The sequence below is a fragment of the Pseudomonas sp. B21-032 genome (assembly GCF_024748965.1).
Taxonomy (GTDB): domain Bacteria; phylum Pseudomonadota; class Gammaproteobacteria; order Pseudomonadales; family Pseudomonadaceae; genus Aquipseudomonas.
In genome coordinates, this window is record NZ_CP087180.1 from 5,260,480 (window position 1) to 5,273,842 (window position 13,363).

Below are 13,363 nucleotides of genomic sequence, written 5' to 3' on the forward strand. Positions count from 1 at the left end.
CGTGCTGAGCGGGGGCGGTTGCACGCCCCCGGGTTTGCCTCTGTTAAGGGGCGGGAAGACGACTTCATGGGGCGCCGCAAGCCAACCCTGAGTCGTCCCCGCCTCTACTTTTTTCTGCTCTACTTCAAGCCCAGCTGGTTGCGCAAAAACTCGTGCAGGCCGGCCGCGCTTTTCTTGTAGCCATCAGCCGTCAGGTGCACCAGATCACCACGGGCCAGGCCCGACGCCTGCCAGCCGACAATCGAGCACTGCCCGCCCATGTACGCCTGCCAGTCCCAGAACAGCGCATTGGCCTGCTTGGCCGCCTGGCGCTGGATGCGGATCACCTGGGCCAGTTGCTGCGGCTGGCGCGCACTGCAGCTACGAGCCTTGCGCTGCTTGATCGAGTCCGGCGGGCCGACCAGCAATATCACCGCGCGCGGCAGATCCTGGCGCAGGCGCTTGAGGGTGTTGCGCAGTTGCGTCTGGTACAGGCCAAGATCGAGGGTGTCATCGAAGGCTTCGTTGGTGCCGTAGGCGAGAATCACCAGGTCCGGGCGCAGGGTCTTGAGGTTGTCCTGCCAGCCAGCCTGCCATTTGTCCTGCACTTCCAGGCGCGCGCCATTGATGCCCAGCGCCGAGTAGATCACCCCGGCATTCTTCTGGCCCTGGATATACCAGCCACCCAGCAGCGTGCCCGGGCGGTTGCTGACACTGAGGTCCAGCGGCAGAGCCAGGTTGCTGACTTGCGGGCCGAAGCGCCACTGCCCGCCGGTGGCCGCCAGCAGGCGCTGGTTGCGTCCACGGCCATCGCGCAGCACCAGGGTGCTGTTTTCCCGCGCCTGGTACAGCGCCTGCACCCGATAGCGTTGCGCCGTAGGCTCGCGGGCTTCGATGCGCACGCTGGGGGTGGCCGCCATCGGCACCGACAGGTAACCGCCAAGCGGGAATTGCGTGCTCTGCTGGTTGCGCGCCGACACCAGCTCCCACTGGCGCTTGGCGGTTTTCAGGATCACCTGGTCGTAGCGGGTGCCCGGCACCGGCGTAGCGGCAATCAGGCCGATACCGCCATCGCCATAACGCGCCTGCAGCAGGCGGCGCATCTCGCCACTGAACAGGTCGGCAGCGGTGTGCGAATCGCCGAACTGGATGATGTTGACCGGTGCGCGGTTGGCGTTTTTGAACTTGCCCGCCAGTACCGCCAGGTTGCCGTCGACGCGGTTGGCCGGGGCCTTGGCCGCCGTATTGGCAGGCTTGGCCGAGGTGTTGACCGCCGCCACCGGGCTACAGCCCGGCAACGCGCAGATCAGCAGGGCCAACCCCAGAATGTTGTGCAGTCGAGGCATCAGTGTCCCGTTACAGTGAGGCCGGGAAAGGCGATCAACGAGAGAATCCGTTCCGAGATCAGCTTCTGTCCGGTGGTAGTGAAATGGATGCCGTCATCGACCCGGGTCTTGATCCGTTTGCCCTGAGCGTTCTGCAAGGTATAGGAGAAACTGTCGTCGTTGTAACCCAGGACCGGGTTGGCCGAGAGGTAATGTTGCTGATACAGGCCGGTCTGTTGCTCGTACAGCCCGCTCAGGTAAGCCATGGCCGTAGACAGCTTGGGCTTTTGCATGTTCGGCGGCCCGACCCAGATCACCTGCACATTGTGCTCACGGGCCTGGTCGAGGATCGAGTCGATACGCTGGCGATAGGTGACTTCCCACTCCGGCGACTTGAAGCGCAAAAACGGCTTGCCCTTGCCCTGGGGCATGTCCCAGGGGTCGTTGGGGCCGAGGAAGATCACCATCAGGCGGATGTTCGGCTCGCTTTCCAGGGTCTTGGCCACGGTCTGCGGCCAGTTGAAGAAACCGGGATAGGCAAGGCCGGTGCTCTGCTTGCTGAGGTTGACGCTCTTGATCTGGTAACGCTTGCGCAGGCTGTTGGCCAGGTGCGGAGCGACGCCCTGCATCAGTGAGTCGCCGACCAGGAAGACTTCATCACCCGCCGCCAGGGACACCACGGTGCCGGCTTGCAAAGGTGCCTGGGCAACTTGCGCTGCGGGTTGCGGCACTGGCGTAGCCACTGTTGCCGGCACAGGCGCAGCCGTTGTCGCAACCTTGACTGGCACCGGGTGAGCCGCAACCGGCGGCTTGTCCAGGTGCACCGGGACCACAGGAATCGGCGCTGGCAGCTCCACGGTGTCGTTGGTCTCAACCTTGGCCACCAGCACCTGCTCGCTACGTTTTTCCAGGCTGTCGATAAAGCTGTCGCGAGCATCACCCAGGGCATGAGTGAGGCTACCGCCCATGCGCCAGGCCGGGCTCTGGCCAAGTACCGGCAGCTCGCAGCTCTGGTGATACTTCTGCTGGCAATACAGGCTGATCGAATCCTGGTTCAGCCAGAACAGCAACAGCGTGGTGATGACAACGGCGTAAAAAGCCTTGGCCGCGCCCAGTTGCGACGACAGCAAACGACCGGCATTAGAAGCTTGCATAGATGAACCCCGGCACGCCCGATTGCGAAGCAAAAATGACCAAGGAAATGAACAACCCCAGCGGTATTGGATACAGCTGCCAGGGCAAGCGCGTGGTGGTAGCAAAGAACTGGCGCAGCAGCACCAGCAACTGCGGGTAGACGGCGACATACAACACGCTCGCCAGCAACAGCAGGCCGGTACTGGAGAACAATCCATCCAGGCTCAAGCCGCCGATACCGGCGAGCATGTCCATGGCTTCATCAAGGCTGGCGCTACGGAAGAAGATCCAGGCGAAGGCCACGTAGTGGAAGGTCAGCAGGCGCGCCGCCAGGCCGGCGCCCGGCCAGCGCATCGGCTGCGCCAGGATGTAGGTCGAAGCCTTGTACAGCGCCAGGCCAATGCCATGCAGCGCCCCCCAGATGATGAAGTTGATGCTCGCCCCGTGCCACAGGCCGGAAATCAGCATCGCCAGCAGCATGTTCAGGTTGCCGCGCCACACCCCCTGGCGATTGCCGCCCAGCGGAATGTAGACATAGTCGCGAATGAACAGCGACAGGCTGATGTGCCAGCGGCCCCAGAACTCCTTGAGGTTGTGCGCGGCATAAGGCGCATTGAAGTTGTCGGGCAGGCGAAAGCCCAGCAGCAAGGCAATGCCGGTGACCAGGTTGGTGTAACCGCTGAAGTTGAAATAAATCAGAAAGCTGTAGCCATACACGCTCAGCAGTATCTGCTCGGGCGAATAGCTGCCCGGCGTCTCGAACACCGGGTCAACCCACTCACTGGCCAGCCAGGCACTGCAGAAGAACAGCTTGACCACCGCCAGGGCAATCAACCCCAGCGCCCGTTGCGGCTCCAGCACTTCACGGATAGTACTCGTGCGAATCTGCGGCAGCATGTGGCTGGCGCGGTTGACCGGGCCGGCGATCAGGCTGGGGAAGAACGCCAGGTACAGGGCCAGGTCGAACGGCGAAGCCGAGGGCATCTCGCGGCGGTTGATCGACACCAGGTAGCTGACCGAGTGAAAGGCGTAGAACGACAGGCCGATCGGCACCAGCACTTCCAGCACCGGCAGCGACACGTCCAGCCCGGCACTGGCCAAGGCGCCCTGCACGCCGCCGACAAAGAACTCCTGGTACTTGAACAGGTAGAAACAGCCCAGCACCAGCAGCAACACCAACAAATAGCTGAAGCGCCGCCCGGGATAACGCTCACCGACCAGGCCGAGCAGATACACCAGGGCGCTGTAGCCCAGCAGGATGTACAGGGAGTTGAAGCTGAAACTGGCCACCAGGCCGTAACTGGCGGCCAGCAGCAGGACGTTCTGCAAGCGAACGCTCCAGCACAGGCTCCAGTAAACGATGAAAAACAGTGTGAAGCAGAGGCCGAACTCGATCGAAAGGAAGCTCACAACGTAGTCCATTACGTGACAACAGAAATAGGAGGCGTTACCGCCGCAGAGCCGCGGGGCAAAGCGGGCGCGATTATGGCAGAGAGCCACAAGCCCTAACAATGCGAGCCCTGTAGAAAAATCAAGACTTCACCGTCGGCCTTTGTGCAACAGAATGCGACGAAAGATCGACCCTATCGATTTGCTCCCCCCGCCCCGCTCTGCTAGTGTCGCGCCGTTTATACTGCCACCGAGACAGCCGCCATGGCCCGAAAAAAAGCCTCCATTGATTTCGAGCAATCCCTCGCCGACCTGCAGGTCCTGGTCGAGCGCCTGGAGAACGGCGAGCTGTCGCTGGAAGACTCGCTGACTGCCTTCGAGCAAGGCATCAGCCTGACCCGCGACTGCCAGAGCGCGCTGGCCCAGGCCGAACAGAAGGTCCAGGTGCTGCTTGAGCGCGATGGCGAACTGGCGGCCGAGCCTTTCGATGCGGAACAGCCGGAATGATCGCCGCCTACCAGGCCAGTTGCCAGGCGCGGGTCGACGCCGCCCTCGAACACCTGTTCATCGCCCCCTCGGTTGAGCTCAGCCGCCTCTATGAGGCCATGCGCTACAGCGTCATGAATGGCGGCAAACGGGTACGCCCGCTGCTCGCCTATGCCGCCTGCCAGGCCCTCGGTGCTGCACCGGAGCAGGCCAACGGCGCGGCCTGCGCGGTCGAATTGATTCACGCCTACTCGCTGGTGCACGACGACCTGCCGGCGATGGACGATGACGACCTGCGCCGCGGCCAGCCGACCACTCACAAGGCTTTCGATGAAGCCTGCGCGATCCTCGCTGGCGACGGTTTGCAGAGCCTGGCCTTCAGCGCCCTGCTCGACCCGCAATTGAGCCCGCAGCAAGACAGCATCCGCCTGGCCATGGTCCAGACCCTGGCGCTGGCCGCAGGGCCTGCCGGCATGGTCGGCGGCCAGGCCATCGACCTGGGCTCGGTGGGCCTCAAGCTCGACCAGACGGCGCTGGAGTTCATGCACCGGCACAAGACCGGCGCGCTGATCGAAGCCAGCGTCAGGCTCGGCGCCCTGGCCAGCGCCCGCGCCGACCAGACCCAGCTCAAGGCCCTGCAAACCTATGCACAGGCCATCGGCCTGGCCTTCCAGGTTCAGGACGATATCCTCGACGTCGAGAGCGACACCGCCACCCTGGGCAAGCGCCAGGGCGCCGACATCGCCCGCGACAAGCCGACCTACCCGGCCCTGCTCGGCCTCGAGGCAGCCAAGGCCTACGCCCTGGAACTGCGCGACCAGGCCCTGCATGCCCTGCGTCCGTTTGACGCGGCAGCCGAGCCGCTGCGCGAACTTGCGCGGTACATCGTCGAGCGCCGTAACTAAGCAGCGCGGGTATCGCGGGGCAAGCCCGCTCCCACAGCGATCACTGTAGGAGCGGGCTTGCCCCCGATTAGCTCAAATGGGCAGCCAACACCGCAATAAGGTAAACTGCCGCCACTTCATATCTATAACGATTCGCCTGATGCCCACGACGTTTCAAGAGATCCCCCGCGAACGCCCGGTCACGCCGCTGCTTGACCGTGCCGATACGCCTGCCGGCCTGCGCCGCCTGGCTGAAGCCGACCTGGAGAACCTGGCCGACGAGTTGCGCCAGGAATTGCTCTATACCGTTGGTCAGACCGGCGGGCATTTCGGTGCCGGCCTGGGCGTCATCGAGCTGACGATCGCCCTGCACTACGTCTTCGACACCCCGGACGACCGTCTGGTGTGGGACGTCGGTCATCAGGCCTATCCGCACAAGATCCTCACCGGTCGCCGCCAGCGCATGCACACCCTGCGCCAGAAGGACGGCCTGGCCGCCTTCCCGCGCCGCGCCGAGAGCGAGTACGACACCTTTGGCGTCGGTCACTCCAGCACCTCGATCAGTGCGGCCCTGGGCATGGCCATCGCCGCCCGTCTGCAGAACGATCCGCGCAAGTCGATTGCCGTGATCGGTGACGGCGCGCTGACCGCCGGCATGGCCTTCGAGGCGTTGAACCACGCCCAGGAAGTCGATGCCGACATGCTGGTGATCCTCAACGACAACGACATGTCGATTTCGCGCAATGTCGGTGGCCTGTCCAACTACCTGGCCAAGATTCTTTCCAGCCGCACCTACTCGAGCATGCGCGAAGGCAGCAAGAAGGTCCTCTCGCGCCTGCCCGGCGCCTGGGAAATCGCCCGCCGCACCGAAGAATACGCCAAGGGCATGCTGGTACCCGGCACCCTGTTCGAAGAGCTGGGTTGGAACTACATCGGCCCGATCGATGGCCACGACCTGCCAACCCTGGTCACCACCCTGCGCAACATGCGGGACCTCAAGGGCCCGCAGTTCCTGCACGTGGTCACCAAAAAGGGCAAGGGTTTCGCTCCGGCCGAAGTCGACCCGATCGGCTACCACGCGATCACCAAGCTCGAGCCTGTGGACAAACCTGCCGCCGCGCCGAAACAGGCCGCCGGGCCGAAGTACTCCGCGGTGTTCGGCCAATGGCTGTGTGACATGGCGGCTGCCGACCAGCGCCTGGTCGGCATCACCCCGGCCATGAAGGAAGGCTCCGACCTGGTGGCCTTCAGCGAGCGCTATCCGGATCGCTACTTCGATGTCGCCATCGCCGAGCAGCACGCGGTCACCCTGGCCGCGGGCATGGCCTGCGAAGGCGCCAAGCCGGTGGTGGCGATCTATTCGACCTTCCTTCAGCGCGCCTACGACCAGCTGATCCATGATGTCGCGGTGCAGAACCTCGACGTGCTGTTCGCCATCGACCGCGCCGGCCTGGTCGGCGAAGACGGCCCGACCCACGCGGGCAGCTTCGACCTGTCGTTCCTGCGCTGCATCCCCGGCATGCTGGTGATGACCCCGAGCGACGAGAACGAACTGCGCAAGATGCTCAGCACCGGCCACCTGTACAACGGCCCGGCCGCCGTGCGTTACCCACGTGGCAGCGGCCCGAACGCAACCATCGAGAACAACCTTGAGCCACTGGAAATCGGCAAGGGCATCGTCCGCCGCCAGGGCAGCAAGGTCGCCTTGCTGGTATTCGGCGTGCAGCTGAGCGAAGCCCTCAAGGTTGCCGAGCAGATCGATGCCACCGTGGTCGACATGCGTTTCGTCAAACCGCTGGATGAAGCCCTGGTGCGCGAGATTGCCGGTAGCCACGAACTGCTGGTGACCATCGAAGAAAACGCCATCATGGGCGGCGCCGGTGCGGCAGTGAGCGAGTTCCTCGCCCGCGAAGCGGTGCTCAAGCCAGTGCTGCACCTGGGCCTGCCGGATGTGTATGTCGAGCATGCCAAGCCTGCGCAGATGCTCGCCGAGTGCGGCCTGGATGCCGCCGGCATCGAGGCTTCGGTGCGTCAGCGGATGCAACTGCTCGGTCTTTGAGACCGCATCGCGGGTCAAGCCCGCTCCTACAGGTTTTGTAGGAGCGGGCTTGACCCGCGATAGCAATGGAATTGCCCATGAAATCCCTGCGCCTTGCCCCCCTCCTGCTATTGCCAACCACCCTGCTGGCCGACCCGATCGACCGCGAAAGCGCCCTGAAACTGCCCAACACGCTGATCAGCGCCAACCGCCAGGTCGAAGACCGCACGCAAACCAGCGCCGCCAACACGGTATTCACCCGTGACGACATCGACCGCCTGCAGCCTTCCAGTGTTACTGATCTGCTGACCCGGGTGCCGGGGGTTCAAATTTCGCGCACAGGCGGGCGTGGCAGCTTGCCCGGCATTTTCATTCGCGGCACCAAGTCGGCCCAGAGCTTGGTGCTGGTCGATGGCGTACGTATTGCCAACACCTCGTCCGGCGACAGCGGCCTGCAATTTCTCAACATTGATCAGATCGAGCGGGTCGAAGTGTTGCGCGGTTCGCGCTCGGCGATCTATGGCAGCGATGCGATTGGCGGGGTGATCCAGATCTTCACCCGCCGCGCCAGCAAGCCCGGCCTGCAACCGCGCCTGCACTTGGCCGGTGGCAGCAACAAGACCTGGCAGCGCGATGTCGGCCTGTCCGCAGGTGACGAGCGCACTCGTTTCAACCTCGCCGCAGGTCTGGACGAAACCGACGGCATCAACGCTACCCGCGAGTCATTCCCGGCCAACGGCGATCATGATGCCTACAGAAACAAGAGCCTGAGCCTGAACCTCAGCCATGTTGCCAGCGACGCTCTGGAACTGGGCCTGAACCTGCTCGACAGCCGCGGACGCAGCGAATACGACAACCTGTTTGGCGACCACAGCCAGCCCTACACCGATTTCACCGTCAGTAGCCTCGGCACCTATGCCGACGCACAGCTCAGTGAGATGTGGCATTCACGCCTGGAGCTGGGCCACAGCGAGAACCGCGATACCAAGCGCGACTCGCTGCAGCCGGGCGGTAGCGAGTTCAACACTTACCGCGACTCGATCAACTGGCAGAATGACCTTAGCCTCGACGAGCGCAACAACCTGTTGCTCGGTGGCGACTGGTATCAGGATCGCCTACATGGCAGCACGTCCTTTGACGAAGACAGCCGCTGGAACCGCGCCGCCTTTGTCCAGCATCGCTACAAAGGCGACAGCTTCAACACCGAAATCGGCGTGCGCCGCGACCAGAACCAGCAATTCGGCAGCCAGAACAGCTGGAGCGCCAGTCTCGGCGTGCCGCTCAACGTCGACAACGACCTGCTTCTGTCTTACAGCGAAGGCTTTCGCGCACCGACGTTCAACGACCTTTATTACCCGGACTTCAGCAACCCCGACCTCAAGCCCGAGCGCTCGAAGAGCTACGAGCTGCAATGGCGCAGCCAACTGACCGACAGCACCCGGCTGGAGGCCTCGCTGTACCGCACCGACCTGCGCAATGCGATCTCCCTGGGCCCCAACTTCATTCCACACAATGTCGGCTCGGCACGCATCAATGGTTTCGAAGCCAGTCTGCATCAGCAGTGGTTTGGCTGGCAGAGCAGCCTGGGCCTGGCACTGATCGACCCGCGTGACCGCGATTCCGGGCACACCCTCGAACGTCGCGCCCGCCGCACCCTGAGCCTGGACCTGGATCGCCAGTTCGATCGCCTCGGCCTGGGTGCCAGCTGGCAGGCAGTCAGCAGCAGTTACGCCGACGCCGACAACAAGCGCTCACTCAGTGGCTACGGTCTGCTCGGTTTGCGCAGCAGCTGGAACCTGAGCCGCGAGGTTCGCCTGGAGCTCAAAGCCGATAACCTGCTGGATAAAACCTACAGCCGTGCGCAGTACAGCTACGGCACAGGCTATGCCGATTACCGCGAAGAAGGCCGCACCTGGCTATTGGGCGTCACCTGGACGCCGGCGCTTTAGCCTGCAGCAGTTCGCACAGCTTGGCCGTCGCTTCGATCATCTGCCCGCTGGGGCGCTCCAGGCCTTTGTCCGGCACCTGCAGCAACAGGCCATCACGCACGGCAGCGACGTGCGGCCAGGCCTTCCAGGCCTCGAGCTGGAGCTGATCAGGGGCAAGGATCACCTGCGGGTTGCGCGCCAGCACGGTCTCCAGGTTAACCTGCGGCGCCGGCTGGGGGAGGTCGGCAAACACATTGCGCGCGCCGCAGACACTCAGCGCATCGGAGATGATCTGGTAACCACCAACCGTATACAGCGGCTTGTCCCAGACCTGGTAGAACACCGTCAGCGCCTGCTCGCGATGGTACTGCTGGCGCAACGCGGCAAGGCGCTGGCGCAAGGCTGTGGATAACTGCCCGCCCTGCGCCTTGCGCCCGATCCGCAGGCCAATTTCGTCCACCTGCGACACCAGGTCATCCAGCTCGTGCACATCGACGCTGTATAGCGGGATACCCAGGCGTTCGAGCTGGTCGCGTTGGGCCGCCGGCACGCTGCCCGGCCAGTACAGCACCAGGTCCGGGCGCACGCTGAGCAGGCGCTCCATGTCCAGTTGGCCATAACGGCCCACTAACGGTACGGCGCTTAACTGCGCCGGCCGTTCGTGCCACTCGGCCATGCCCACCAGCAGGTCGCCGGCTTGCAGGTCGAGGATGATTTCAGTGATCGAGGGCGCCAGGCTGACCACCCGCGGCGCCGCGGCCAGCGGCATGCCGAAGGCCAGCAGCAACAGCCACAGGTAGCGACGCATCAGCCGAGCTGGCGAGGAATGCGATAGAGGTAGAGCAGGACCACGCTGGAGATTGCCAGGAGGATCTGCGGCACCGCCTCAAGGCCAACGAATACCGACAACGCGGCGACCCAGGCCGGCAGGCAGGCGAACAACATGCCCAGGCGGCGGATACGTGCCAGCTCGATCCAGGCCGCAGGCTCATCGTCGCTGTTCAGGGCTTTCTGGGTGGCGATCAGCCCGTGCTTGTAGGCGCCAAAGCGCGGCAGGCTGAGAAACATCGAGGCCACGCCGGCGATGAACATCGGCATGGCCAGGATCGGAATCAACGCCTGCACGCCACCGAAGGCCCAGGCAAACACCAGCAACGGCGCCAGCGCCACCGCCAGGTACTGCCACCAGGCCAGCTCCAGACGACGGCGAACCTGGGCGCGGGTCACGCCCGACCGGCCTCGCCCTGGTGCTCGTTGCCCATCATGTGGCCGAGCTTGCCGGCTTTGGTCGCCAGGTAGTGTTTGTTATGCGGGTTGTGGCCGGTGTGCAGCGGCACCCGCTCGGCAACCGGAATGCCCATGCCGGTCAGTGCCTTGACCTTGCGCGGGTTGTTGGTCATCAGCCGCAGCGACTTGACACCCAGATGCTCGAGCATCGGCTGGCACATGCCGTAGTCACGCTGGTCGGCGGCAAAGCCCAGGCGCTCGTTGGCTTCAACGGTGTCGGCGCCGCCATCTTGCAGTTCGTAGGCGCGGATCTTGTTCAACAGGCCAATGCCACGGCCTTCCTGACGCAGGTACAGCAGCACGCCGCGGCCTTCGCGGGCGATCGCCTGCAGGGCCGCTTCGAGTTGCGAACCGCAGTCGCAGCGCTGGCTGAACAAGGCGTCGCCGGTCAGGCATTCGGAATGCAGGCGCCCCAGCACCGGCTGCCCATCGGCCACATCACCCAGGCTGAGCACGACGTGCTCGCGGCCGGTGGCTTCATCGAGAAAACCATGCATGGTGAAGGTCGCAAACGGGGTAGGCAGCTTGGAAGCGGCAACAAAAACGACGGGCACGTTGTGCTCCTGATCAGTAACTTGAAAATTGACGTGGGCCGATTGTATCAGCAGCGTGGCGCTGCTGCTTAGGCTGAATTATTGGGCAAACAGATCGACAAGTTCGATATCAGCTACGGCCGCTTGCCCTCGCCGTCGAACGGATAGGGCTGCTTCCAGTGCTCGAAGATCGCCCGCAACTCGCCACTGGCCACCAGCTTGTCCATGCGCTGGTCGAACAGCGCGCGCAACGCCTTGCCCTCGGCGGAGCGGCCAAAGGCCAGGTACAGCGGCAGCTCCGCCAGGTGGCTGCGGCGAAACAGCTTGGGATCGGAGGCCTGGCCGAGCACATAGTCGACTTCGGTCAGGGCATCGATGTAGTAGTCGACGCGATCATGTTCAAGCATCGGCAAGATCCCCTCGCGGCGCTGGATTTCGCGAAAGTGACCGACATTGGGCAGATAGCTTTTGTAGTCATAGCCGCGCACCCAGGCCAGGCGATACTGGCCGAGGGTCTGCTGGGTCGGCACAGGGCTGGTGGCCAGGCCCAGGGCATAGATATGGTCCATATCGAAATGCCAGCGCGGATAGAGGTTGTCGGCGTTCTCTTCGTGATAGGAACCGACCCAGGCATCGGCCTCACCGCGTTTGACCAGGCCTACCGCCCGGCTGTACGGCGCACTCTGGGTGCGAACCTTGACGCCGGCCGGCTCGAACACCTTGCGCAGCACGTCCCAGGCCAGGCCGCTGCCGTCGGCGTTGGTGTAGTCGAGCCACTCTTCACTGACCAGACGAACCTGGCCAGGTGTCGCCGACGGCGCGTCTGCCGCCTTGACCACACCTGCCGCCAGGACCAGCAACACCAGCAACAGCCGCCATCCCGTCATCGCCCCGCTCCTTAGGTGAAACTCCATACCAGAACCTGCATGCCCAGCCAGGCAAACACCCCGGCCAGAACATCGTCGAGCATGATCCCGACCCCGCCATGCACATGACGATCAATCCAGCGGATCGGCCAGGGCTTGAGGATGTCGAAGAAACGGAACATCAAAAAGCCCGCCAGCAGCCACATCCAGCCCTCCGGCACCAGCCACAGGGTTATCCACATGCCGACCATTTCGTCCCAGACGATGCCCTCATGGTCGTGGACCTTAAGGTCGTCGGCAACTTTGCCGCACAGCCAGAAGCCGAACAGCATGGTCAACCCGAGCATCAGCCAGTAGCCCCAATCGGGCAGCATCTGCCACAACGGGATAAACGGTAGAGCCACCAGCGAGCCCCAGGTTCCCGGCGCCTTGGGCAGGGTTCCGGAGCCAAAGCCGAATGCCAGGAAATGCCAGGGATTGCGCCAGACCGACGGCGGAACGAACTCCGCAGGCACCTGTTTGGGGTGATCGGTCACGGTGTCTCCTTAAAATGTTGATAGCCCCGGGTGTGCGGGGTGATGTCCTGGCCACTGCCATCAAGCAGGCGCACGCCGCTGCCGGCACTCACCCGCCCGACCACATGGATCGGCCAGCCGGCCGCCAGCAACGGTGCACGCTCGGCTTCGGGCAAGGTGAAGGCCAGGACGTAATCGTCGCCGCCGGCCAATGCCGCCTGTTGCGCGCCTGCGCGACCGAAAAAGGCCAGCAGCGCCGCCGACAACGGTAGCCGCTCCAGCTCGACCTGCAATGCCACCTGCGACGCCTTGGCGATATGTCCGCAATCGGCGAGCAGGCCGTCGGAGATATCCAGCGCCGAGGTTGCCTTGCCGCGCAGCACCTGGCCCAGCGCCAGTTGCGGTTGCGGCGACCAGTAATGGGCCAGCAGCGGTTCGGCCTGGGCCGCCTCGGCCACGCGCTCGCCGAGCACCAGCGGCAAGGCGCCGGCGGCATTGCCCAGTTCGCCGCCGACGCACAGCAGGTCGCCGGCGCGGGCACCGCTGCGGGTCAGGGCCTGGCCGCCGGGTACGCGGCCGAACACGGTCATGGTCAGGCTCAGCGGGCCACGGGTGGTGTCGCCGCCGATCAGGCTCAGCTGGCAGCTTTCGGCCATCTGGTTCAAACCGCGGGCATAAGCCTGCAGCCAGTCGGCGCGAACCTCGGGCAGGGTCAGGGCAAGGGTAAAGCCGATGGGCGTGGCGCCCATGGCAGCCAGGTCACTGGCAGCGACGGCCAGCGAACGCTGACCGAGCAGAAAAGGGTCGCAGACAGCCGGGAAATGCACCCCGGCCACCAGCGTATCGGTGGAGATCGCCAGCTGTTCGCCGGCTGGCACGCTGAGCAAGGCGCAATCATCGCCAATGCCCAGGGCCACACCTTCGCCGCCTTGCGCACAGGACGCGGCGGCGAAGTAATGACGGATCAGCTCGAACTCACCCATTGGCACAGAGCGCCGG

The 13,363-nt window shown here is 64.2% G+C and carries 13 protein-coding genes; 4 read left to right on the forward strand and 9 right to left on the reverse strand.

Annotation, left to right across the window (positions count from 1 at the left end; all coding sequences use genetic code 11):
* Positions 1-119 precede the first annotated feature (119 nt).
* The 3 genes from LOY54_RS24285 to LOY54_RS24295 are packed head-to-tail and all read right to left on the reverse strand — an operon-like array spanning position 120 to position 3,848.
* Complete coding sequence (locus LOY54_RS24285; protein ID WP_258608229.1) at positions 120-1,325, reverse strand: SGNH/GDSL hydrolase family protein; 1,206 nt, start codon at positions 1,323-1,325, stop codon at positions 120-122.
* The gene (locus tag LOY54_RS24290; RefSeq protein ID WP_258608231.1) at positions 1,325-2,458 is read right to left on the reverse strand and encodes a DUF459 domain-containing protein; all 1,134 of its coding nucleotides are present in this window, start codon (positions 2,456-2,458) and stop codon (positions 1,325-1,327) included. Before LOY54_RS24290 ends, LOY54_RS24285 begins: the two co-directional genes overlap by 1 nt.
* Positions 2,445-3,848, reverse strand: coding sequence for an MBOAT family protein (locus LOY54_RS24295; RefSeq protein WP_258608233.1), 1,404 nt, complete (start codon positions 3,846-3,848; stop codon positions 2,445-2,447). The genes LOY54_RS24290 and LOY54_RS24295 overlap by 14 nt, the downstream gene beginning before the upstream one ends.
* Before the next feature lie 243 nt (positions 3,849-4,091).
* Here LOY54_RS24295 and LOY54_RS24300 point away from each other — a divergent pair, with 243 nt between their 5' ends.
* The 4 genes from LOY54_RS24300 (at position 4,092) to LOY54_RS24315 (ending at position 9,184) form a co-directional block, all read left to right on the forward strand.
* On the forward strand, positions 4,092-4,334 hold the full coding sequence (locus LOY54_RS24300; protein ID WP_045199952.1) for an exodeoxyribonuclease VII small subunit: 243 nt from the start codon (positions 4,092-4,094) through the stop codon (positions 4,332-4,334).
* On the forward strand, positions 4,331-5,218 hold the full coding sequence (gene ispA, locus LOY54_RS24305) for a (2E,6E)-farnesyl diphosphate synthase (protein ID WP_045199955.1): 888 nt from the start codon (positions 4,331-4,333) through the stop codon (positions 5,216-5,218). The genes LOY54_RS24300 and ispA overlap by 4 nt, the downstream gene beginning before the upstream one ends.
* A 139-nt stretch (positions 5,219-5,357) precedes the next feature.
* The gene (gene dxs, locus LOY54_RS24310; RefSeq protein ID WP_045199956.1) at positions 5,358-7,256 is read left to right on the forward strand and encodes a 1-deoxy-D-xylulose-5-phosphate synthase; all 1,899 of its coding nucleotides are present in this window, start codon (positions 5,358-5,360) and stop codon (positions 7,254-7,256) included.
* 77 nt (positions 7,257-7,333) lie between these two features.
* Entirely contained in the window at positions 7,334-9,184 is a 1,851-nt protein-coding gene (locus LOY54_RS24315; RefSeq protein WP_258608236.1) for a TonB-dependent receptor domain-containing protein, read from the forward strand.
* Here the strand turns inward: LOY54_RS24315 and LOY54_RS24320 are convergent.
* From LOY54_RS24320 to thiL, 6 genes are all read right to left on the reverse strand, one after another.
* Positions 9,162-9,971: a cobalamin-binding protein gene (locus LOY54_RS24320; protein ID WP_258608238.1), complete on the reverse strand. Its 810-nt coding sequence runs from the start codon at positions 9,969-9,971 to the stop codon at positions 9,162-9,164. The genes LOY54_RS24315 and LOY54_RS24320 overlap by 23 nt on opposite strands.
* Positions 9,971-10,390 carry a hypothetical protein gene (locus LOY54_RS24325; RefSeq protein WP_045199962.1) on the reverse strand — a complete coding sequence of 140 codons (420 nt, stop codon included), beginning with the start codon at positions 10,388-10,390 and terminating at the stop codon, positions 9,971-9,973. Before LOY54_RS24325 ends, LOY54_RS24320 begins: the two co-directional genes overlap by 1 nt.
* On the reverse strand, positions 10,387-11,004 hold the full coding sequence (gene ribA, locus LOY54_RS24330) for a GTP cyclohydrolase II (RefSeq protein WP_010222848.1): 618 nt from the start codon (positions 11,002-11,004) through the stop codon (positions 10,387-10,389). The genes LOY54_RS24325 and ribA overlap by 4 nt, the downstream gene beginning before the upstream one ends.
* A 113-nt stretch (positions 11,005-11,117) precedes the next feature.
* Entirely contained in the window at positions 11,118-11,870 is a 753-nt protein-coding gene (locus tag LOY54_RS24335) for an ABC transporter substrate-binding protein (protein ID WP_258608245.1), read from the reverse strand.
* Positions 11,871-11,881: 11 nt separating this feature from the next.
* Complete coding sequence (locus LOY54_RS24340; RefSeq protein WP_045199966.1) at positions 11,882-12,385, reverse strand: phosphatidylglycerophosphatase A; 504 nt, start codon at positions 12,383-12,385, stop codon at positions 11,882-11,884.
* On the reverse strand, positions 12,382-13,347 hold the full coding sequence (thiL, locus tag LOY54_RS24345) for a thiamine-phosphate kinase (RefSeq protein ID WP_258608252.1): 966 nt from the start codon (positions 13,345-13,347) through the stop codon (positions 12,382-12,384). Before thiL ends, LOY54_RS24340 begins: the two co-directional genes overlap by 4 nt.
* Positions 13,348-13,363 lie beyond the last annotated feature (16 nt).

Bases quoted from the DNA above. Each gene is read 5' to 3' on its own strand.
- ispA (WP_045199955.1), top strand. From the start codon at position 4,331: ATGATCGCCGCCTACCAGGCCAGTTGCCAGGCGCGGGTCGACGCCGCC.
- LOY54_RS24320 (WP_258608238.1), bottom strand. From the start codon at position 9,971: ATGCGTCGCTACCTGTGGCTGTTGCTGCTGGCCTTCGGCATGCCGCTG.
- LOY54_RS24335 (WP_258608245.1), bottom strand. From the start codon at position 11,870: ATGACGGGATGGCGGCTGTTGCTGGTGTTGCTGGTCCTGGCGGCAGGT.
- LOY54_RS24290 (WP_258608231.1), bottom strand. From the start codon at position 2,458: ATGCAAGCTTCTAATGCCGGTCGTTTGCTGTCGTCGCAACTGGGCGCG.
- LOY54_RS24315 (WP_258608236.1), top strand. From the start codon at position 7,334: ATGAAATCCCTGCGCCTTGCCCCCCTCCTGCTATTGCCAACCACCCTG.
- LOY54_RS24300 (WP_045199952.1), top strand. From the start codon at position 4,092: ATGGCCCGAAAAAAAGCCTCCATTGATTTCGAGCAATCCCTCGCCGAC.
- thiL (WP_258608252.1), bottom strand. From the start codon at position 13,347: ATGGGTGAGTTCGAGCTGATCCGTCATTACTTCGCCGCCGCGTCCTGT.
- LOY54_RS24285 (WP_258608229.1), bottom strand. From the start codon at position 1,325: ATGCCTCGACTGCACAACATTCTGGGGTTGGCCCTGCTGATCTGCGCG.
- dxs (WP_045199956.1), top strand. From the start codon at position 5,358: ATGCCCACGACGTTTCAAGAGATCCCCCGCGAACGCCCGGTCACGCCG.